The organism is Mycobacterium sp. SMC-19 (assembly GCF_045310815.1).
Taxonomy (GTDB): Bacteria; Actinomycetota; Actinomycetes; order Mycobacteriales; family Mycobacteriaceae; genus Mycobacterium.
Window position 1 is genome coordinate 126,467 of the sequence record NZ_JBJIAM010000008.1, and the last position, 20,726, is coordinate 147,192.

The 20,726-nt window shown below is 68.4% G+C and carries 17 protein-coding genes; 13 read left to right on the top strand and 4 right to left on the bottom strand.

What is annotated here, in order from left to right; translation table 11 throughout:
* Nucleotides 1-339, bottom strand: a complete 339-nt coding sequence (locus ACJH5R_RS18030) for a hypothetical protein (protein WP_406756697.1) — start codon at nucleotides 337-339, stop codon at nucleotides 1-3.
* Nucleotides 336-1,895, bottom strand: coding sequence for a Rieske 2Fe-2S domain-containing protein (locus ACJH5R_RS18035; RefSeq protein WP_406756698.1), 1,560 nt, complete (start codon nucleotides 1,893-1,895; stop codon nucleotides 336-338). The genes ACJH5R_RS18030 and ACJH5R_RS18035 overlap by 4 nt, the downstream gene beginning before the upstream one ends.
* A gap of 83 nt (nucleotides 1,896-1,978) precedes the next feature.
* Here ACJH5R_RS18035 and ACJH5R_RS18040 point away from each other — a divergent pair, with 83 nt between their 5' ends.
* The 4 genes from ACJH5R_RS18040 to ACJH5R_RS18055 are packed head-to-tail and all read left to right on the top strand — an operon-like array spanning nucleotide 1,979 to nucleotide 5,188.
* Nucleotides 1,979-2,767, top strand: coding sequence for a lysophospholipid acyltransferase family protein (locus tag ACJH5R_RS18040; RefSeq protein WP_406756699.1), 789 nt, complete (start codon nucleotides 1,979-1,981; stop codon nucleotides 2,765-2,767).
* A gap of 7 nt (nucleotides 2,768-2,774) precedes the next feature.
* Entirely contained in the window at nucleotides 2,775-3,560 is a 786-nt protein-coding gene (locus tag ACJH5R_RS18045; RefSeq protein ID WP_406756700.1) for a lysophospholipid acyltransferase family protein, read from the top strand.
* Between the two features lie 3 nt (nucleotides 3,561-3,563).
* A complete protein-coding gene (locus tag ACJH5R_RS18050; protein WP_406756701.1) occupies nucleotides 3,564-4,358 on the top strand; it encodes a lysophospholipid acyltransferase family protein in 795 nt (264 codons plus the stop codon).
* Nucleotides 4,358-5,188, top strand: coding sequence for an HAD family hydrolase (locus ACJH5R_RS18055; RefSeq protein WP_406756702.1), 831 nt, complete (start codon nucleotides 4,358-4,360; stop codon nucleotides 5,186-5,188). Before ACJH5R_RS18050 ends, ACJH5R_RS18055 begins: the two co-directional genes overlap by 1 nt.
* 116 nt (nucleotides 5,189-5,304) lie before the next feature.
* On the opposite strand, the gene ACJH5R_RS18060 is transcribed toward ACJH5R_RS18055, so the two are convergent.
* Together ACJH5R_RS18060 and ACJH5R_RS18065 are read right to left on the bottom strand one after the other, a co-directional pair.
* On the bottom strand, nucleotides 5,305-7,050 hold the full coding sequence (locus ACJH5R_RS18060; RefSeq protein WP_406756703.1) for an N-acetylmuramoyl-L-alanine amidase: 1,746 nt from the start codon (nucleotides 7,048-7,050) through the stop codon (nucleotides 5,305-5,307).
* Nucleotides 7,051-7,219: 169 nt separating this feature from the next.
* On the bottom strand, nucleotides 7,220-8,128 hold the full coding sequence (locus tag ACJH5R_RS18065; RefSeq protein ID WP_406782513.1) for a hypothetical protein: 909 nt from the start codon (nucleotides 8,126-8,128) through the stop codon (nucleotides 7,220-7,222).
* Nucleotides 8,129-8,416: 288 nt separating this feature from the next.
* On the opposite strand from ACJH5R_RS18065, the gene glf reads away from it, so the two are divergent.
* From glf to fadD32, 9 genes are all read left to right on the top strand, one after another.
* Nucleotides 8,417-9,619, top strand: a complete 1,203-nt coding sequence (gene glf, locus ACJH5R_RS18070) for a UDP-galactopyranose mutase (RefSeq protein WP_406782535.1) — start codon at nucleotides 8,417-8,419, stop codon at nucleotides 9,617-9,619.
* Entirely contained in the window at nucleotides 9,616-11,511 is a 1,896-nt protein-coding gene (locus ACJH5R_RS18075; protein ID WP_406756705.1) for a glycosyltransferase, read from the top strand. The genes glf and ACJH5R_RS18075 overlap by 4 nt, the downstream gene beginning before the upstream one ends.
* Entirely contained in the window at nucleotides 11,508-12,080 is a 573-nt protein-coding gene (locus ACJH5R_RS18080) for a phosphatase PAP2 family protein (protein WP_406756706.1), read from the top strand. Before ACJH5R_RS18075 ends, ACJH5R_RS18080 begins: the two co-directional genes overlap by 4 nt.
* The gene (locus tag ACJH5R_RS18085) at nucleotides 12,077-13,000 is read left to right on the top strand and encodes a decaprenyl-phosphate phosphoribosyltransferase (protein WP_406756707.1); all 924 of its coding nucleotides are present in this window, start codon (nucleotides 12,077-12,079) and stop codon (nucleotides 12,998-13,000) included. Before ACJH5R_RS18080 ends, ACJH5R_RS18085 begins: the two co-directional genes overlap by 4 nt.
* On the top strand, nucleotides 12,978-15,002 hold the full coding sequence (gene zomB, locus ACJH5R_RS18090) for a flagellar motor control protein ZomB (RefSeq protein WP_406782514.1): 2,025 nt from the start codon (nucleotides 12,978-12,980) through the stop codon (nucleotides 15,000-15,002). The genes ACJH5R_RS18085 and zomB overlap by 23 nt, the downstream gene beginning before the upstream one ends.
* 285 nt (nucleotides 15,003-15,287) lie before the next feature.
* Complete coding sequence (locus tag ACJH5R_RS18095; protein WP_406782515.1) at nucleotides 15,288-16,286, top strand: esterase family protein; 999 nt, start codon at nucleotides 15,288-15,290, stop codon at nucleotides 16,284-16,286.
* A 170-nt stretch (nucleotides 16,287-16,456) separates the two neighbouring features.
* Complete coding sequence (locus ACJH5R_RS18100) at nucleotides 16,457-17,350, top strand: esterase family protein (protein WP_406782516.1); 894 nt, start codon at nucleotides 16,457-16,459, stop codon at nucleotides 17,348-17,350.
* Between the two features lie 209 nt (nucleotides 17,351-17,559).
* A complete protein-coding gene (locus ACJH5R_RS18105; protein ID WP_406782536.1) occupies nucleotides 17,560-18,516 on the top strand; it encodes a cutinase family protein in 957 nt (318 codons plus the stop codon).
* A 278-nt stretch (nucleotides 18,517-18,794) separates the two neighbouring features.
* Complete coding sequence (gene fadD32 / locus ACJH5R_RS18110; protein ID WP_406756711.1) at nucleotides 18,795-20,705, top strand: long-chain-fatty-acid--AMP ligase FadD32; 1,911 nt, start codon at nucleotides 18,795-18,797, stop codon at nucleotides 20,703-20,705.
* Nucleotides 20,706-20,726: the final 21 nt, after the last annotated feature.

The window sequence follows — 20,726 nt, forward strand, 5'->3', positions numbered from 1 at the left end:
CTACCGCTGGGCTGCCAGAAGCTCGTCGAGCAGCGCCCGAAAAGCGTCCGGGTCCGCCGGGGTAAATGCCGGGCGCGGCCACGGGTCGCCGTGTAGGTCCAGGGTGATCAGGGTGGACCGCGTCGGCCGCTTGATGTCCAGCGGCAGCCAGCGTCGCAGATCCGAGCTGCCCCAGATCCGGAATCGGTGGGTCAGCATGCCCAGCGGTTCAGCGCGGTAGCCGCGGATCGCCGACAGCGGGATCACTTTCGAGGTCCCGGAGGGGAAGTGATAGCGGCGCAAGGTGATCGCCCGGCGGTCCAGGACCACCAGTCCGTCGTCGTAGGAGTTGCCGCTCACAGCTTCTCGCAGCGCAATTCGTGGCCCTTGGCGGTCAGGCAGCGACCCGACTTGAGATCCCATTCCCAGCCGTGCTGATTGCAGGTCAGCGTGTCGCCCTCGACCACCCCGACCTTCGACAGGTCGGCCTTCATGTGCGGGCAGCGACGCTGAATCTGCCAGTCGCCCAGGGTGATGGTGGCCGAGTCGTCATGGCTCTCGCCGAACCAGCCTTCGGCGTAGACGATCCGGTCCTCGGTGAGGCACTTGAAAAAGGTGTACAGGTACTCGTTGTAGCCGCCGACCCGCCAAGCCCTGAATCGGGTGGACAAGAAGATGGTGTTGACCCAGTCCGGTTCGTCGTCGCGCAGCACGGTCCGCACCAGCTCGGGCGGAATACCGAAGCCGTAACGAAACTTCTCGCCGGGAATCGGCTCGCGCACCATGCGTTTGGGGAAGTCCAGCACCACGGTTTCGGTGTGGCCCTGCCCGTCCAGCACCAGCTCGACCGGATAGCCGATGCCGTCGCAGATCTCATTGCTGCGGGCCATGATCGGCTCGAACAGTGTGCGCAGCGGCTCGAGCATCGCCGGACCGGCCGCCGGCGCCCAGGACGATTTCTCGGCGGCCAGCACCGGCGCCATCCGGTCGGCGTAGGCGGCTATGTAGTCCGCCTTGCCAGTGGTGAAGATGGCCTCGACGTCAGCGTCCTCCAGTGGGTGATTCAGTGAATCCAGTTGCGCCCCGGTGAAGCTCGCGGTGCTGCCGGGAATCATCAGCAGCCCGCGGTCATGCCCGTTGCGGCGCAACTGGTCCAAGAACACCATCTCGTCGGGGAAGATGTTGGCCGGATCGCCGTGATCATCGTTGAGGTAACGCAGCTCGGAATCCAGGAAACATGGCGGACCCGCAGACGGCACCACCCACGTCGCTCCGACGTGGGCGATGTACTGGCGGGCGCGGTCCATCTGCCGCTGGCGCTTCTGGGTGCCGAACGCCTCCTTGGCCCGCGCCGGCATGTCGTAGACCATCGGGTACCAGATCGCCCCGGAGTACTGCACCAGGTGCACGTCGATCGCGTCGAAGGCTGCCAGCACGTCCAGATCGGTGGGGCGGGAGTCGTTCATGTTGAACACGGTGGTCACACCGTCGGACACCACCAGCCCGGAGTCACCGATCGGACCGTCGGCCGGGGCGCGCAGCGCGATGATCATCACATCCAGATCGCCCTTGGGGCCGGACACGGTGTGCCGCTGCGAATCGGTGGTTTCGAAGAACCGGTGAAAGCCCAGGGCCTCCAGCTCGCGGCGCAGGTCGGGCACCGGATAGTCGGGCAGCAGCACCACCGCGTCCTTGTTGACGTGCGCCGCCAGGTGCCGCGGGTCGAAATGGTCGTGGTGCAGGTGCGAGATGTAGAGGTAGTCGCAGTCGCCGAGAGTGTCCCAATCCAGCGCGGAGTTGTCCGGGAAGGGGAACCACGACGCGAAGTAGGCCGGGTTCACCCACGGGTCACACAGGATGCTGCCTGCGGCGGTCTCGATCCGGAAGCCGGCGTGCCCGACGCTGGTGACCTGCACGTGTACCTTCTCCCGACGCTTACAGAGATCCCCTGCGAGCTTACCGGCGGGGAAGCCGACCTCATCGCCTAGGCTTGGACCCTGTGGAGCCTTGGTACGGGAGTGTCGCTGCTGCTGCACATACGTTGTGGCGTTATGAGGGCCTGAAGATCACCGTCACCGGCCGAGAGCACCTGCCCGCCACCGGCGGCGCGGTGATCGCGATCAACCACACCGGCTATCTCGATTTCCTGTTTGCCGGCGTGGCCTCCTATGACGCGAAGCCGCGGCGTCGGGTGCGCTTCATGGCCAAGAAGGAGACGTTCGACAACCGCTTCACCCGCCCGATCATGCGCGGCTGCCGGCACATCGCGGTGGACCGCAGCCGGGGCGCGGAGTCCTATGCCATCGCCGTCGACAAGCTCAAGGCCGGTGAACTGGTCGGGGTCTACCCCGAGGCGACCATCAGCCGCAGCTTCGAACTCAAGGAGTTCAAGAGCGGCGCCGCACGGATGGCGATCGAAGCGCAGGTGCCGATCATCCCGCACATCGTGTGGGGCGCCCAGCGGATCTGGACCAAAGACCACCCGAAGCAACTGGGTCGCACCAAGGTGCCGGTCTCGGTGACCATCGGCGAGCCGATACCGCCGACGTTGCCGGTCGAAGACCTACGCGCGCTGTTGCAGACCCGGATGCAGCACCTGCTGGAGCAGGCGCAGGACGCCTACCCCGAACATCCCGCCGGCGCGTTCTGGGTGCCGCAACGCCTGGGCGGCAGCGCCCCCACCCCTGCCGAGGCGCTCCAGCTGGACGCCGCCGAAGCTGCGCGCAAAGCGCAGGAGCGGGCCGCCCGCCAGAAGCAGCCGCCGAGCCCGACGGGCGCTGCGGAGTAGAGCTGGCATGCAGCCGGTCTTTCGAGCCCTGGAGCTCACTGCGCGCAGCGCGGTGAAGATCGCCGGCGCAACGATCGACTATCGCGGCCTGGAACACATCCCGGCCCACGGCGGTGCGGTGATCGCGATCAACCACACCGGCTACGTGGATTTCCTGCCGGCCGGGCTGGCGGCGTACCACCGCGGACGCCGGATGCGGTTCATGATCAAGGCTGAAATGCAGCAGGTGCGGGTGGTCAACTATCTGATCCACCACACCGGCACCATCCCGGTGGACCGCGGGGCCGGATCCGACGCCTACCGCCACGCGGTGGCCGCGCTGCGCTCCGGCGAGGTGGTGGGTGTCTATCCCGAAGCCACCATCAGCCGCAGCTTCGAACTCAAGGAATTCAAGTCCGGGGCGGCTCGCATGGCGCTGGAGGCGCAGGTGCCGATCGTCCCGCTGATCGTCTGGGGGGCCCACCGGCTGTGGACCAAGGGTCACCCGAGGGCGCGGTTGGTGCGCAGCAAGATTCCGATCACCGTCCTGGTGGGCGAACCGCTGGCCCCGACCGGTGACGCCGCGGCGCTCAGCGCCCGATTGCGTGAGCGAATGGCACCGCTGCTGGCTCAGGTGCAGCAGGACTACCCGCATCCTGCCGGTCAGTTCTGGGTGCCGCGGCGACTCGGCGGCAGCGCGCCCACGCCCGACGAGGCTAGGGTTTTAGAAGTGCAAGAGCTGGCGGAACGGATGCGCAAGAGCGCGGGTGCCGGGAGGCCAGACCCAGGGAAGACGGAGCGCACGGAGCAATAGAGGATGGCAGAACCCTTCTTCCGCGCGCTGGAGATCGTGGTCCCGCGGCTGGCGAACGCCAACGGGCCGCACGTGAGGATCGACGGCCTGGAGAACATTCCCGAGCGCGGCGGCGCGGTGCTCACGGTCAACCACACCAGCTACCTGGACTGGTATCCGGCCTCGATCGCGGCCTTGCGCCGGCACCGCCGGCTGCGGTTCATGATCAAGGCCGAGATGACCGAGGTCCCGGTGGTCAACTACGTGATCAAGCACATCAAGTTGATCCCGGTGGACCGCTCCGCCGGAGCAGGCGCCTACGACGAGGCGGTGCGGCGGCTACGCCAAGGCGAGCTGGTCGGCCTGAACCCGGAAGCCACCATCAGTCGGAGCTTCGAGCTGCGGGAGTTCAAGACCGGTGCTGCCCGGATGGCTCATGCCGCGGGTGTTCCGCTGATCCCGGTCATCGTCTGGGGAATCCACCGGGTCTGGACGAAGGATCATCCGAAGCATTTGTGGCGCAATCATATTCCGGTGCTGGCGAAGGTCGGACGGCCGATGGCCGCCTCCGCGGACGTCGAGGCGACCACGCTCGAGCTGCGGAACACGATGGCGGCGATGCTGGAGGAGACGCAATTGGAGTACCCGCACCCCGCCGGGGCGCACTGGGTGCCACGCCGGTTGGGCGGCAGCGCGCCGACCATGGCAGAGGCGCTGCAGATGCGCGCGGCCGAGTTGGCCGAGCGTGATCGCAGACGCATGGAGCAGACCCAAGGCGGCCGGTTGCGGCGGACGCTGACCGGACGGAGTTCGCACTGATGCAGCCCCATGGCGGTCCTCCCGCCCTGATCGCCAGCGATGTCGACGGCACCCTGCTCGACGGCACCGAGAACATCACCGCGCGGACCCGGGCCGCGGTGCACGCGGCCGTCGACTCCGGAGCTCGCTTCGTGCTGGCGACCGGACGCCCACCGCGGTGGATCGCGCCGGTGGTCGACGCGCTCGGGTTTGCCCCGATGGCGGTGTGCGCCAACGGGGCGGTGCTCTACGACCCGGCCACCGATCGGGTGGTCTCGGCTCGCACGCTCTCGGCCGACAGCCTGGTCAAGCTGGCCGAGGTTGCCAGCCGCGCCATTCCGGGGGCGGGCCTGGCGGTGGAGCGCATCGGCGAGAGCGCGCACGACGCGGCCACCCCGCAGTTCGTCAGCTCACCGGGTTACGAACACGCCTGGCTCAACCCCGACAACACCGAGGTGTCGCTTGAGGACTTGCTGTCCCAGCCGGCGATCAAGCTGCTGATCCGCAAGGCGGGGATGTCCAGCGCCGACATGGCGGTCCAGCTGCAGGCCCACATCGGAACGGCCGCGGAGCTCACCTACTCCACCAACAACGGGCTGATCGAGGTGGTTCCGGCGGGCATCACCAAGGCCAGTGGCATCGAGGAGCTGATCGCGCCGCTGGGCATCGGCATCGAGCAGGTGGTGGCATTCGGGGATATGCCCAACGACCTGCCGATGCTGGTACGTGCCGGACACGGCGTGGCGATGGGCAACGCCCACCCCGACGTGCTGGCGGCGGCCGCCGAGATCACCACACCCAACACCGACGACGGCCTGGCGCGGGTGCTGGAGCGGATTTTCCTGCGTTGACTCTGCGCTGAGGGCGGGGGTTACTCGAACTTTCCCGCCATAGCCGCAGAGTCAACGGTGGTTAGCGAGGCTCGACGAAGGAGAGGCGAAGCTGGACCGCCGCGTCGAAACGGTGGTTAGCCGACTGCGAACGGGTCGATCACCCGCGAGAAGCGCTCGAGCTGTACCGGCGGGCCCTCCGGTGGCGGCGGGGGCAGCACCTCGGCGTTGCCGTCGACGACCCGGATGACCGTCGCGCTGGCCCGGTTGTAGTTCAGGGTGCCGTGCTGGAAGTTCTGGCCCACCCATTCGGGTTCGGCGAGCTCGGCGCTGGTCGGCAGTCCGAGCACGCCGCGTTCGTAACCCAGCGACGCCCAGGCGTCGTAGATGGCCCCGGTGATCGGCTGCGCGCCGGTCTCCGGCGACCAGTACACCGCGCCGTGCTCGAACGTGGCGTACTTGGTGGAACCCTCGCCGATCGCCTCGGGCGACGTGGGGGCGCCGAGCATGCCCTCCGTACCGCCCAGTTCCATCCAGCGGGTGTGGATGGCGCCGCCCTCCATCACCCGGGCGAGGTCTTCCGGGCCGGGCGGTTCGTTGAACCGGGAGGCGATCTCGCGAATCTCGTTGAGCGCGACGTAGCCCTGCTCGCCGGGGCACTCCGTCGCATCGAGGTCGCGGTGACCAATGATCGAGGGCAGCGTCAGCGACGCGCCGCGCGGAACGTTGGTGAACGAGCCGCCGGCGGAGGTCAACTCGGCGATGCCACGCGGATCGGTGCGGTCCAGGCCGAGCCGCCAGCCCAACAACCGGCCGACCGTCTCGAGTTGAATCGGCGGGGGAGGCGCGTCGTCGAAGGTGCCGATCATCGACACTCCCCAGGTATTTCTGTTGAACCCGCCCGCGTGGCTGCCCATGATGCCGCGGGCCAGGCCGCCGGCCCGGCCTTCGAAAACTTGGCCGTACTTGTCCACCAGCGCGTTGTAGCCGATGTCGCACCAGCCCAGGGTGCGGGTGTGATAGGCGTAAATCGCCCGGATGATGTCCGCGGAGTCTTCGGGGGCGTATTCGTTGGAGCCCGCGGTGTGGTGCACCACGGCCGCATGGACCGGGCCACTCTCCACGGGTTTGCCGCACCGCCCGTAGGCGCCCGCGCCCCAGTGACTGCGCGGGATGATGTTGGGTGGCTGTCCCGGGCCCAGCACCGCCTTCGGCGGTTGCCACTGCGAGTCGGCGGGGGCCTTCGGCGGCGTGATCAGCACCGCGGAGACATTCTGGGCAATGGGCTGCGCGGCGGTGGCCGGTAGGTAGCCGAGATCGCCCGGGGCGGGCTTGTTCGGAACCGGGCCCGGCTTGGCGGGGCCCTTCGGTGTGGCGGGTCCGGTGGCTTTGGATCCGGCCTTGGGGTTGGCCTGAGCCGGGTTGCCGGGAGCGTTCGGAGCGGTCCGGGTCACCGCGATCTGGACCGCCGTGGTGCGCCCGACGAATACCGGCTCGGTCCCGTCCGGGCCGGGAGCGGGGGCATCGGCAGGCCGTGGACCCGGGGTCTCCTGTTTGGTCTCGTGCGCGGTCGCATACCAGGGCCCCCAGGACCCGTCGGCGCGCTTGGCGCGGATCCGTGCCGACGTGCCGCTCAGGTCGGCGCCGGTGAGCGCGACCATGGTGAACGGTTCGTCCTGGCTGATCTCGCGGACGGTGACGCCCGGCTCCAGATTCGGCAGTGGCTGCTGGTTCAGCTTGGTCGCGGCAGCGCTGGGGGGTGTCTGCGATGCGTCAACCGACTTGAAGCCCGACCCGGAGTTCAATGCCCACGGCAGGATCAGCACGGTCGCGAGAGACGCGGTCAGCTTGATCGTCGGCGGGGGACGACGACGGGTTGGCACGTGCTGATGTTACGTATGTGTCATGTGTTGTTGGTGATGCGACACGCGCCCGCCGACTCCGGCCGGATTCCCGGGCATTGTTAACGGCACCGCAGAGTCTTCCGGTGCCCGCCGGGTGCGGGCTGACTCTGCGGTGCCGTTGGGCGGAACAGCTCCGCTGTTGTGTCTGTTACGGCAACGGCAACGGCAGCGGCGGGGCCGGGGCGGCGACCGCCGGACCGGCGCCCTGCGCTGCCTGAGCGATGGACGGGATCACCACACCCTTGAGCAGGTCGATGGCCTGTCCGGCACCCAGCTGGTTGGCGGCGCTCATCAGGTCGCTGACCAGTCCACCCTTCTCCTCCGGCATGCCCAGGGACGGGTCGCCGAGGATCGGGTAGGTGCCGTCGAGGCCGGGGTCCAGGCCCACCGGCGAGGTGAGCGGCAGACCGTCGGACCCGAGCAGACCGGTGTCCGGGCTGGTCAATCCGGGGCTGGTCAGGCCAGGGCTGGTCAACCCGGGACTGGTCAGCGGGCTGGTCAACCCGGGGCTGGTCAGTGACGAGTCGGTCAGCGGCGGCGTGGTCAGACCGGGGGTGGTCAGGCCGGACGTGGTCGACACTCCGGGCGTGCCCAGCGGCGGCGTCGACAGCGACGGCGTGGTCAGCGACGGGTCGGTGAGCCCCGGCGTGCCCAGCCCGGGGGAGGTCAGGCCCGGCGTGCCCAGCCCGGGGGAGGTGAGGCCCGGCGTACCCAGGGACGGGTCGGTCAGTCCCGGCGTGCCCAGGCCCGGTGAGGTCAGGCCGGGGTACATCCCGGTGGAGGCCCCGGGGTACATCCCGGTCGAGGCGCCGCCGCCGCCGAAGCCGGGCACCGGCGGGAGGTTCACCCCGAACTGGGACAGGCCCTGGGTCAGGGCGGTGATCAGCTCACTGGGCAGGTCGGCCACGGACGAAGCCGCGACGAAGTCGTGGTGCTGAGGGGCGCTGTTGTGGGCGGCCAGCTCGGATACTGCGACAACTGCGAACGGACTCGCGACCGCCAGGGCGGCGACTGCGCTCATGGTTGTCGAGAGCCTGCGTCGACGTCGGTTCGGCACGGAAGTCTCCTCAATATGTTTTGCCGTCGGGCCCGCGCTTTTCCGGGGCCGTCGTGGCGCTCACTGCACTTGCATCTGTCCTACGTGACCGACGGTACGCGTGTGACTCGTGTGAAAAGAGTGACGAGATCGAATCGTGAGGGAACTGCTATCAACCCTTCTCCGGCGTCCGGAGGCGGCCTCGGCGCCTCCGGATTGCCGAGCCGCCGGTAATCGGCGGGCGATAGTCAAGGTGCAAGCGGGGGCGGCGGGGCGCCGACGATGCGCGCGGGCGCTGGTCGGCTACCCTTGGCGCCGATGACCGCTCGTTTTGACCTCTTTGTCGTGGGTTCCGGATTCTTCGGCCTGACCATCGCCGAGCGCGCAGCCACGCAGCTCGGCAAGCGCGTTCTCGTCGTCGAGAAGCGCCCGCACATCGGCGGCAACGCCTACTCCGAAGCCGAACCGCAGACCGGTATCGAGGTCCACAAGTACGGCGCGCACCTGTTCCATACCTCTAATAAGAGGGTCTGGGACTACGTGCGGCAGTTCACCGAGTTCACCGGCTACCAGCACCGGGTGTTCGCCATGCACGACGGTCAGGCCTACCAGTTCCCGATGGGCCTGGGCCTGGTGTCGCAGTTCTTCGGCCGCTATTTCAGCCCTGATGAAGCTCGGGCGCTGATCGCCGAACAGGCCGCCGAGATCGACACCGCCGACGCGCAGAACCTCGAGGAGAAGGCGATCAGCCTCATCGGCCGCCCGCTGTATGAGGCGTTCGTCAAGGACTACACCGCCAAGCAGTGGCAGACCGACCCCAAGGAACTCCCGGCGGCCAACATCACCCGGCTGCCCGTGCGCTACACCTTCGACAACCGCTACTTCAACGACACCTACGAGGGCCTGCCGGTCGACGGCTACACCGCGTGGCTGGAGAACATGGCGGCCGACGAGCGCATCGAGGTCCGGCTCGACACCGACTGGTTCGACGTCCGCGACGAACTCCGGGCAGCCAACCCGGACGCCCCGGTGGTCTACACCGGACCGCTGGACCGCTACTTCGACTACGCCGAAGGCAAGCTGGGCTGGCGCACCCTGGACTTCGAGCTCGAAGTGCTGGGCACCGGCGATTTCCAGGGCACGCCGGTGATGAACTACAACGACGGCGACGTGCCGTTCACCCGCATCCACGAGTTCCGGCACTTCCACCCGGAGCGGGAGTACCCGGCCGACAAGACGGTGATCATGCGCGAGTACTCGCGGTTCGCCGATGACGCCGACGAGCCCTACTACCCGATCAACACCGAGGCGGACCGGGCGGTGCTGACGTCCTACCGGGCGCGGGCCAAGGCCGAAATGGACACCGCGAAGGTGCTCTTCGGTGGGCGGCTGGGCACCTACCAATATCTGGACATGCACATGGCCATCGCCAGTGCGTTGAACATGTACGACAACATCCTGGCGCCGCACCTGTCCGAAGGGGTGCCGCTGGGGGAGGGCAGTAAGGCATGACCGACAGTTCGCGCGCGGTGAGCCGGCTTTCGCGGATCATCCTGCCTCGCCAGGGCGAGCCGCTGGATGTGCGCAAGCTCTACATCGAGGAATCCGAGACCAACAGCCGACGGGCACACCCGCTCACCCGCACCAGCCTGGAGATCGGCGAGGAGTCCGAAGTCTCGTTCGCCACGTACTTCAACGCCTTCCCGGCGTCCTACTGGCGTCGCTGGTCGATCGTCGAATCGGTGGTGCTGCAGCTGGAGCTGACCGGGGCAGGGCGCGTCGATGTCTACCGCTCCAAAGCGACCGGTGCGCGTATCGCCGTGGACGGCAAGCCTTTCGGGTCAGTCGAAAACAGCGACACCCCGACGGTGGTGGAATTCGAGATTGGTCTGCAGCCGTTCGAGGACGGTGGCTGGATCTGGTTCGACATCACCACCGATACCGCGGTCACGCTGGACCGCGGTGGTTGGTACGCCCCGATCGAGGCGCCCAGCCGGGCCGACATCGCCATCGGCATCCCGACCTTCAACCGGCCCGACGACTGCGTCAACGCGCTGCTCGCACTGACCTCCGACCCCGACGTCGACGAGGTGATCAGCGCGGTCATCGTGCCCGACCAGGGCACCCGCAAGGTTCGCGACCACCCCGGCTTCGCCGCGGCCGCCGCCGGTCTGGGAGACCGGCTGTCGATACACAACCAGCCCAACCTCGGCGGGTCCGGTGGCTACAGCCGGGTCATGTACGAGGCGCTGAAGAACACCGGCTGCGAACAGATCCTGTTCATGGACGACGATATCCGCATCGAGCCGGACTCGATCCTGCGGGCGCTGGCACTGAACCGGTTCGCCAAAACGCCCACCCTGATCGGCGGGCACATGCTCAACCTGCAGGAGCCCTCGCACCTGCACATCATGGGCGAGGTCGTCGACTCGGGCGTCTTCATGTGGACCAACGCCCCGCACACCGAGTACGACCACAACTTCGCCACCGACTCGCTGGCGGAGTCTCCGGATCTGCACCGGCGCATCGACGTCGACTTCAACGGCTGGTGGATGTGCATGATCCCGCGCACCGTTGCCGAAGAGATCGGCCAGCCGATCCCGTCGTTCATCAAGTGGGACGATGCCGAGTACGGGATCCGGGCCGGCGAGCACGGCTACCCGACCGTCACGCTGCCCGGTGCGGCGATCTGGCACATGGCCTGGAGCGACAAAGACGACGCGATCGACTGGCAGGCCTACTTCCACCTGCGCAACCGATTGATGGTGGCGGCCCTGCATTGGGACGGCAAGATCTCCGGGCTGATCCGCAGCCACCTCAAGGCCACCCTGAAACACCTTGCCTGCCTGGAGTACTCGACGGTCGCCGTGCAGAACAAGGCGCTGGACGACTTCATGGCCGGCCCCGAGCACATCTTCTCGATCCTGGAGTCGGCACTGCCCGACATCCACGCGCTGCGCAAGACCTATCCCGACGCGGTGGTGCTGCCGGCGGCCAGCGAGCTGCCGACTCCGTCCCGGCGCAGTCGGGCAATGCGCCCGCCGGTGCAGCCGCTGTCGATCGGCTACCGCCTGGCCCGCGGCATTCTGCACAACCTCAAGGCCACCGAGCCGGAGCACCATCGCCGACCGCAGCTCAACGTGCCCACGCAGGATGCTCGCTGGTTCCTGCTGTGCACCCAGGACGGCGTCACCGTCACCACCGCCGACGGGCGCGGAGTGGTGTACCGGCAACGCGATCGGGAGAAGATGTTCTCGCTGCTGCGCGAATCGCTGCGCCGCCAGTACGAATTGGCGCGCCGGTTCGACAGCCTGCGCCGGGCCTACCGCCGGGCGCTGCCCACGCTGGCGAGCAAACAGCAGTGGGAGACGGTGCTGCTTCCCGACAGTGCCACCTCGTCATGACCGAACTCGGCAGCGCCCCCGACCGCATGGATCTGGCTGATTCGGTGCCCCCGCACGGCGAGGACGCCGTGCTGGTCGCGGTGCAGTCGGCACTGACCGGCCGGTCCGGTGTGCTGCCCGTGGCCCGGGCGATGTCGCACTTCGGTGAGCACAGCCTGGGCTGGCTCGCGGTAGCGGCGCTGGGCGCCCTGGTCCAGCCGCAGCGCCGCCGGAGCTGGCTGCTGGCCGGTGCCGGCACACTGGCCGCGCACGCCGCCGCGGTCGTCATCAAGCGGATCGTGCGCCGCAAACGCCCGCACCACCCGGCGATCGCGATCAATGTCGGCACGCCGAGTGCCTTGAGCTTCCCCTCGGCGCACGCCACCTCCACCGCGGCGGCGGCCATCCTGCTGGGCCGCGCGGCCGGCCTGCGGCGTGGAACCCTGCCGGCGGCGCTGGTGCCGCCGATGGCGCTGTCTCGCCTGGTGCTCGGGGTGCACTATCCCAGTGATGTTGCCGCCGGCGCGCTGATTGGCGCTGCCGTCGCCGCAGCCGCGATCCGCCTGGACAACTCTGGAGACTCGGCATGAGCGCAGAAACGCAAGATCGCACCTCGGAGCTCGGCCCACCGGCCAACCTGCTCGCCGGGGTGATCAAGGCCATCCGGCCCCGCCAGTGGGTGAAGAACGTACTGGTGTTGGCCGCGCCGCTGGCCGCGCTCGGCGGCGGCGTCCACTACGACTACGCCGATCTGGCGCGCAAGTCGCTGATCGCCTTTGTGGTGTTCTCGCTGGCGGCTTCGTCGATCTACCTGGTCAATGACTCTCGCGATGTGGAGGCCGACCGGGCGCACCCCACCAAGCGATTCCGGCCGATCGCCGCCGGCGTGGTGCCGGTGGGCCTGGCCTACGCCCTGGCAGCGCTGCTGGGGGCCACCTCGCTGGGCATCTCCTGGTGGCTGACGCCGAATCTGGCTCTGGTGATCGGCATCTATCTAGCCATGCAGTTGGCGTACTGCTTCGGGCTCAAACACCAAGCGGTGCTGGACATCTGCGTCGTGTCGTCGGCATATCTGTTGCGGGCGATCGCCGGCGGCGTGGCAGCAAATATCCCGCTCTCGCAGTGGTTCCTGCTGGTGATGGCCTTCGGGTCGCTGTTCATGGTGGCCGGCAAGCGCTATGCCGAGAAGCAGTTGGCCGAACAAACCGGGGCGAAGATCCGCAAGTCGCTGGAGAGCTACACCAGCACCTACTTGCGGTTCGTCTGGACGATGTCGGCCACCGCGATGCTGGTCTGCTACAGCCTGTACGCGTTCGAACGCGACAGCGGTTCGGGGTCGTGGTTCGCGGTGTCGATCATCCCGATCGTCATCGGCGTGCTGCGCTACGCGGTGGACGTCGACGGGGGTATGGCCGGCGAAGCGGAGGACATTCTGCGCCGTGATCGGGTGCTGCAGCTGATGGCGCTGGCCTGGATCGGGACCATCGGTGCTGCCGTCGCCTTCGGCTAGCTCGGCCCGGGGGGCCACGAGCGGCAGAGCGCCGGACCCCCGGGTCCGGCCGTTGGGCTGGCCCGCGGTCTCCTACAGCCCCTCGGTGCGGCTGAGTTCGTGGGCCGGGGTGGCGGTGGTGCTGCTGATGTTCGGCATCGGTGCGTGGCGGCGGCGCTGGATCTCCGACGACGGCCTGATCGTGTTGCGCACCGTGCGCAACCTGCTGGCCGGCAACGGCCCGGTGTTCAACGTCGGGGAACGCGTGGAGGCCAACACCTCCACGGCCTGGACTTACCTGATGTATCTCGGCAGCTGGCTCGGCGGGCCGGTGCGCATGGAGTACGTGGCGCTGGTCTTCGCGCTGGTGCTGAGCCTGGCCGGGGTGGCGATGCTGATGCTGGGCGCCGCGCGGCTCTACGCGCCGGGCCTGCAGGGCCGCCGCGCGCTGCTGTTGCCGGCCGGGGCGCTGGTCTACATCGCACTGCCGCCGGCGCGCGACTTCGCCACCTCTGGCCTGGAGGCGGGTCTGGTGCTGGCCTACCTGGGCCTGCTGTGGTGGATGCTGGTCTGCTGGTCGCAGGCGCTGCGGATGCCCCGATCCCGCGCTCGCGGAACCCTTTTCACCGCATGCCTGGCGTTCGTGGCCGGCTGCAGCGTGCTGGTTCGCCCCGAGCTGGCGCTGATCGGCGGCGGTGCGCTGGTCATGCTGTTGATCGTGGCGGCGGACTGGCGGCCGCGCGCGCTGATCCTGGTAGCCGGCGGCGCCCTGCCGGTGGCGTACCAGATCTTCCGGATGGGCTACTACGGCCTGCTGGTGCCGGGGACCGCGCTGGCCAAAGACGCGGCCGGCGACAAGTGGTCGCAGGGAATGATCTACCTGGCCAACTTCAACGCCCCCTACGCGCTGTGGGTGCCCGCGGTGCTGCTGGTGGCGCTCGGCGCGGCGCTGTGGGTGGGCTCCGCCGTCCGCTACCGGCCGCGCCGGCCGGTGCCGCCCGGCGTCGGCCCGTGGGCCCGACTGGTCCAGAGCCCGGGTGCGGTGGTCTGCTTCTTCGTGTTCAGCGGGCTGCTGCAGGCGGCCTACTGGGTGCGCCAGGGCGGCGACTTCATGCACGGGCGCGTCCTGCTGGCACCGCTGTTCTGCATGCTGGCTCCGGTGGCGGTCATTCCGGTGCTGCTGCCCGACGGCGCGCGCTATCGCCGCGAAGCCGGCTTGCCGCTCAGCGGTGCGGTCGGACTGCTGTGGCTGGCGGTGGCCGGCTGGGCGCTGTGGGCGGCCAACTCGCCGGGGATGGGCGATGACGCCACCCGCGTCACGTACTCCGGGATCGTCGACGAGCGCCGGTTCTACTCCCAGGCGACCGGCAATGCGCACCCGCTGACCGCCGCGGACTACCTCGGCTATCCGCGGATGCGCGCGGTGTTGACCACGATCGCCGCGACCCCTGACGGGGCGTTGCTGCTGCCGTCGGGCAACTACGACCAGTGGGATGTGGTGCCGGTCATCTTGCCGGTGCCCCCGGGGATCGGCGTGCCGACCGATCCCGATCCGGGCGGAACCGGCCCCCACACTGTCTTCTTCACCAACATGGGCATGTTGGGCATGAACACCGGCCTCGACGTCCGGCTGCTTGACCAGATCGGGCTGATCAATCCGATCGCGGCGCACACCGAACGGCTGGAGCACGGCCGGATCGGTCACGACAAGGATCTGTTCCGGGACTGGGTGGTGGCCGACGGCCCGTGGGTCAAGTGGTACCCGCTGATTCCGGGGTATCTGGACCAGGACTGGATCGCCCAGGCGGAGGCGGCCATGCGCTGCCCTGACACCGCGGCGGTGCTGGGCTCGGTGCGTGCGCCGATGGGCCCGCGCCGGTTCTTGTCCAACGTGTTGCACTCGCCGGGTTTCACCCGCTACCGGATCGAACGGGTCCCGCGCGACGAACTGATCCGCTGTGGGCTGGCCGTCCCCGAACCGACGCGTCCCCCCTACACCGGGATGTCGCCAGACGTCCCCTGACTGCCTGGCGCCGGTCCCAGCCGAAAATTGTGACGGACGTCATTGTCCGGACCCGGCAGCTACCCGCCTTGTCGGGTCTACCGGCTGGAATGCCTGCCTGAGCGCAGCGGGCCGACTGTCACAAAATTCGGTTGCGGGCCCGGTCGCGGGCCCGGTGGCGGAACCCGGGGATCTCGATGGCGGGCGATTTGTGGTTGACTACACCGGCACTGTTGCGTTGGTACGCACAGATCGGGTCCGAGTCGGGCCACGCTATGAGCTAAGTACGGCAACGAACGAATGAGGATGCCAAGAATGAAGCTGCTTGACAGGTTGAAGGTCGCCGCCACCGGCGCGGCCGTGCTGGCGGGACTGGTCGGTGTCGTCGGCGGGACCCCGGAGGCGAACGCTTTCTCTCGGCCGGGTCTGCCGGTGGAGTACCTGCAGGTGCCTTCGGCCGGTATGGGTCGTGACATCAAGGTCCAGTTCCAGAGCGGCGGTTCGGACTCCCCGGGCCTGTACCTGCTCGACGGCATGCGGGCTCAGGACGACTTCAACGGCTGGGACATCAACACCCCGGCGTTCGAGTGGTACCTGAACTCGGGCATCTCGGTGATCATGCCGGTCGGCGGCCAGTCCAGCTTCTACAGCGACTGGTACAAGCCGGCTTGCGGCAAGGCGGGCTGCTCCACCTACAAGTGGGAGACCTTCCTCACCAGCGAGCTGCCGGCCTACCTGGCCTCGGAGTACGGCGTGAGCCAGAGCCGCAACGCCGCGGTCGGCCTGTCGATGGCCGGTTCGTCGGCGCTGACGCTGGCGATCTACCACCCGAACCAGTTCACCTACGCGGGCTCGCTGTCGGGTTACCTGAACCCGTCCACCGGTAAGGGCTGGATCGGCCTGTCGATGGGTGACGCCGGCGGCTACAAGAAGAACGACATGTGGGGCGACGACAACGACCCGGCATGGTTGCGCAACGACCCGACGGTCAACGTCGACAAGCTGGTGGCCAACAACACCCGCCTGTGGGTCTTCTGCGGTAACGGCAAGGCCAACGAGCTGGGCGGCGACAACATCCCGGCCGTGTTCCTCGAGCAGAACTTCATGATCGGTGCGAACAAGAAGTTCCAGGAGCTCTACACCGCGGCCGGTGGCAACAACGCGATCTTCAACTTCCCGGAGTACGGCACGCACAGCTGGGAGTACTGGGGTCAGCAGCTGCAGGCCATGAAGCCGGACCTGCAGAGCCACCTGGGCGCCACGCCCGGCGGCGGCGCGAGCAGCAGCAGCAGCTCGGGCGAGTAGTCCAGAACGCTAAAGATGTACCGCCGACGGCGGCGACCCTGACGGGTCGTCGCCGTCGGTCGTTTCCTGCCCTGCCCGCGAGTGCCGTGTGATTGACTACCTCCCGGGGTCAGGGCGCGCGACCAGCGGGTGGAATCATCTGAGAATCTGTGCCGACGAGCGAGGTGGAAATGAGCGGACTGTCGAAGTTGCTGCGGGCGCTATGCGTTGCCGTGCTGATGCTGGGCTTGTGGAGTGGGGGCACCATCGTCAGCTCCACCGCGCACGCCGCACAGTTCGAGAACCTGATGGTCCCGTCGCCTTCGATGGGCCGCGACATCCCGGTGGCGTTCCTCAACCAGGGACCGCACGCGGTGTACCTGCTCGACGCGTTCGATGCCCACCCCGACGTGAGCAACTGGGTCACCGCGGGCAACGCGATGAGCACCCTGGCCGGCAAGGGTGTCTCGGTGGTCGCCCCGGCCGGCGGCGCCTACAGCATGTACACCAACTGGGAGCAGGACGGCAGCAAGCAGTGGGACACCTTCCTGTCCACCGAGCTGCCGGACTGGCTGGCGGCCAACCGGGGTCTGGCTCCGGGCGGGCACGCCGTGGTCGGTGCGTCCCAGGGCGGCTACGGGGCACTGGCGTTGGCCACCTTCCACCCCGACCGGTTCGGCTTCGCCGGCTCGATGTCGGGATTCCTGGGGCCGGCCAACACCACCGAGGGCGGTGTCATCGCCGCCGGCCTGCAGAACTTCGGCGGGGTGGACCCGTACGGCATGTGGGGCGCGCCCCAGCTGGGCCGGTGGAAGTGGCACGACCCGACCGTGCACGCCACGCTGCTGGCGCAGAACAACACCCGGGTCTGGATCTACGCCCCGCTGGGCGGCGCCTCCAACCCGGCGGCGATGATCGGCGACCCGTCGCAGGCGGCCGGCAGCGGACGGTACTTCAACTCGCAGTACCGCCAGGTGCGCGGCAAGAACGGCCACTTCGACTTCTCGGCCGGTGACAACGGCTGGGGATCGTGGGCGTCGCAGCTGGGCGCCATGGCCGGCGACATCGTCGGCGCGATCCGCTAACTTGCGTTGACTCTGCGTCCAGGGCGGGAAAGTTCGAGTAAGCGCCGCCCTGGACGCAGAGTCAATGTGTGCCGTCGCCGATCTGTACCGTGAAAGGCGATATGGCCAAGAAGAAGACATCCAGCTCCCCGCGAAAATCCCCCCGGAAGTCGCCGCGCAAGTCGTCAGCCAACCGGCGCCGCGTCCTCGCCTGGATCGCCGCCGGCGCGATGGCCTTGGTGGTGGCCCTGGTGATCGTGGCAGTGGTGATCTGGATCCGCCGGCCGGCCACACCGCCGATCGCGGAGCAGCCGAGCGCCGGCGTCCCGCCGACCAGCTCGGTGCCGTCGCGGCCCCGCAAGCCCCGCCCGGCCTATCAGGACGCCAGCTGCCCCGACGTGCAGCTGGTGTCGGTGCCCGGCACCTGGGAGACCTCGCCGACGGACAACCCGCTCGACCCCACCCAGTTCCCGATCGCGCTTCTGCTCACCGTCACCCGCCCGATCGCCCAGCAGTTCGACGCCGCCCGGGTGCAGACCTACACGGTTCCCTACACCGCGCAGTTCCATAACCCGCTGTCGGCCGACAAGCAGATGAGCTACAACGACAGCCGAGCCGAAGGCACCCGCGCCACCGTCAAGGCGCTGACTGAGATGAACGACCGGTGCCCTCTGACCAGCTACGTGCTGATCGGCTTTTCGCAGGGCGCGGTGATCGCCGGCGATGTCGCCAGCGACATCGGCAATGGGCGCGGCCCGGTCGACGAGGACCTGGTGCTGGGCGTCACGCTGATCGCTGACGGCCGCCGCCAGACCGGCGTGGGTGTAGACGTCCCGCCGTCTCCGCCCGGTCAGGGCGCCGAGGTGACCCTGCACGAGCTGCCGATCCTGTCCGGGATGGGGCTGACTATGACCGGCGCGCGCGAGGGCGGTTTCGGCGACCTCGATAAGCGCACCAACGAGATCTGCGCGGTCGGTGACTTGGTCTGCGCGGCCCCGCAGGAGGCGTTCAGCGTCGGCAAGCTGCCGGCGACGCTGTCAACGCTGGCCGGCGGTGCTGCTCAGCCGGTGCACGCGCTGTACGGCACCACCGACGTCTGGAGCCAGGACGGCATGTCCGCAACCCAGTGGACGCTGAACTGGGCGCGTGAACTCATCGACAACGCGCCACGTCCGCCGCACGGCTGAGGCTCGACGAAGGAGAGGCGAAGCTGGTACCGCCTCGTGACCCGGAGACCGGCGTCACACGCGGTACCGTTTGATTTGGCATGGGCCGCACCGACCTCTAACATTAAGAGCAATTTAAGAGCGGCGCGGTCCATGGCCGCAGGGCAGCAGCGCGTCGTCGGGTGGCGGCAAACCATTACCATCTGTGAGGTTCCGGGCCCGCGCGATGTAACGCACCGGCGTAACCAGACACGCCCGGCAGCTGACTGAGAACGTATGTTCGCGACAGGAGATTTTGCATGGCCCCGGCAACACAGGCCAGTTACCACAACCCGTTCGTCAAGGACGGCAAGATCCGGTTCCCGGACAACGCCAACCTGGTGCGGACCGTCGAGCGCTGGGCTGCGCTGCGCGGCGACAAGATCGCGTACCGATTCCTGGACTTCTCCACCGAGCGTGACGGTATCGAGCGCGACCTCTCCTGGTCGGAGTTCGGCGCGCGGAACCGGGCGATCGGTGCCCGGCTGCAGCAGGTCACCAAGCCCGGTGACCGGGTGGCGATCCTGTGCGGGCAGAACCTGGACTACCTGGTGTCCTTCTTCGGCATCATGTACGCCGGTCGCATCGCCGTGCCGCTGTTCGACCCGGGCGAGCCGGGTCACGTGGGCCGGCTGCACGCGGTGCTCGACGACTGCACCCCGTCGGCGGTGCTGACCACCAGCGACTCCGCCGAAGGCGTCAATAAGTTCTTCCGCAGCCGCCCGGCCAACGCCCGACCGCGGGTGATCGCGGTCGACGCGCTGCCGCCGGAGGTGGGCTCGACCTGGGTGATGCCCGAGACCGACCGGAGCGACGTCGCCTACCTGCAGTACACCTCCGGCTCCACCCGCACCCCGACCGGGGTGAAGATCAGCCACCTGAACCTGCCCACCAACGTCGTGCAGCTGCTGGACTCACTCAAGGGCCGCGAAGGTGACCGGGGCGTCAGCTGGTTGCCGTTCTTCCACGACATGGGCCTGGTCACCATCCTGCTGTCGTCGGTGATGGGTCAGCAGTTCACCTTTATGAGCCCGGCCGCGTTCGTGCGCAGGCCGGGCCGATGGATCCGTGAGCTGGCCCGCAAGGAGGGGGAGACCGGCGAGGTGTACTCGGCGGCTCCCAACTTCGCCTTCGAGCACGCTGCGGCGCGCGGCCTGCCCAAGGAGGGTGAGCCGCCGCTGGACCTGAGCAACGTCAAGGCGATCCTCAACGGCAGTGAGCCGGTGTCTGCGGCATCGCTGCGCAAGTTCAACGAGGCGTTCGCGCCGTACGGGTTCCGTGAGGAGGCCATCAAGCCGTCCTACGGCCTGGCCGAGGCCACCCTGTTCGTGTCCACGACCCCGATCGGCGAGAAGCCCAAGATCATCTACGTCGACCGCGAAGCGCTCAACAACGCCAACCGCCTGGTCGAGGTACCGGAGGATGCGCCGAACGCCGTCGCGCAGGCCTCAGCCGGACGGATCAGCGTCGACCAGTGGACGATCATCGTCGACTACGAGACCGGTGCCGAGTTGCCCGACGGACAGATCGGCGAGATCTGGCTGCAGGGCAACAACATGGGCGGCGGCTACTGGAACCGTGAAGAAGAGACCGCCGACACGTTCCAGAACGTGCTCAAGACGCGTAACAACCCGTCTCGGGCCGAGGGCTCCGACGAGAACGGCTTCTGGGTGCGCACCGGTGACTACGGCGCCTACTACCAGGACGACCTCTACATCACCGGCCGGGTGAAGGACCTGGTGATCGTGGACGGCCGCAACCACTACCCGCAGGACCTGGAGTACTCCGCGCAGGAGGCCAGCCGGGCGCTGCGGGCCGGCTACGTCGCGGCGTTCTCGGTGCCGGCCAACCAGCTGCCGCAGTCGGCCTTCGACAACCCGCATTCCGGGCTGAAGTTCGACCCCGAGGACAGCTCCGAGCAGTTGGTGATCGTCGCCGAGCGCGCACCGGGCGCCCACAAGCTGGAATACCAGCCCATCGCCGACGACATCCGGGCGGCGATCGCGGTGCGCCACGGCGTGACCGTGCGTGACGTGCTGCTGGTGTCGGCGGGCACCGTGCCGCGCACCTCCAGCGGCAAGATCGGTCGCCGCGCCTGCCGGGCCGCCTACCTCGATGGCAGCCTGCGCGGCGGCACCACCGGCCCGAACGCCTACCCCGACGAGGTCTAACCCCAGATGAGCGAGGCTCCG

Excerpts from the sequence above, each read along its gene's own strand:
- ACJH5R_RS18045 (WP_406756700.1), top strand. The coding sequence starts at position 2,775 with ATGCAGCCGGTCTTTCGAGCCCTGGAGCTCACTGCGCGCAGCGCGGTG.
- ACJH5R_RS18100 (WP_406782516.1), top strand. The coding sequence starts at position 16,457 with ATGAGCGGACTGTCGAAGTTGCTGCGGGCGCTATGCGTTGCCGTGCTG.
- ACJH5R_RS18085 (WP_406756707.1), top strand. The coding sequence starts at position 12,077 with ATGAGCGCAGAAACGCAAGATCGCACCTCGGAGCTCGGCCCACCGGCC.
- ACJH5R_RS18095 (WP_406782515.1), top strand. The coding sequence starts at position 15,288 with ATGCCAAGAATGAAGCTGCTTGACAGGTTGAAGGTCGCCGCCACCGGC.
- ACJH5R_RS18055 (WP_406756702.1), top strand. The coding sequence starts at position 4,358 with ATGCAGCCCCATGGCGGTCCTCCCGCCCTGATCGCCAGCGATGTCGAC.
- fadD32 (WP_406756711.1), top strand. The coding sequence starts at position 18,795 with ATGGCCCCGGCAACACAGGCCAGTTACCACAACCCGTTCGTCAAGGAC.
- ACJH5R_RS18050 (WP_406756701.1), top strand. The coding sequence starts at position 3,564 with ATGGCAGAACCCTTCTTCCGCGCGCTGGAGATCGTGGTCCCGCGGCTG.
- ACJH5R_RS18105 (WP_406782536.1), top strand. The coding sequence starts at position 17,560 with ATGGCCTTGGTGGTGGCCCTGGTGATCGTGGCAGTGGTGATCTGGATC.
- ACJH5R_RS18080 (WP_406756706.1), top strand. The coding sequence starts at position 11,508 with ATGACCGAACTCGGCAGCGCCCCCGACCGCATGGATCTGGCTGATTCG.
- ACJH5R_RS18075 (WP_406756705.1), top strand. The coding sequence starts at position 9,616 with ATGACCGACAGTTCGCGCGCGGTGAGCCGGCTTTCGCGGATCATCCTG.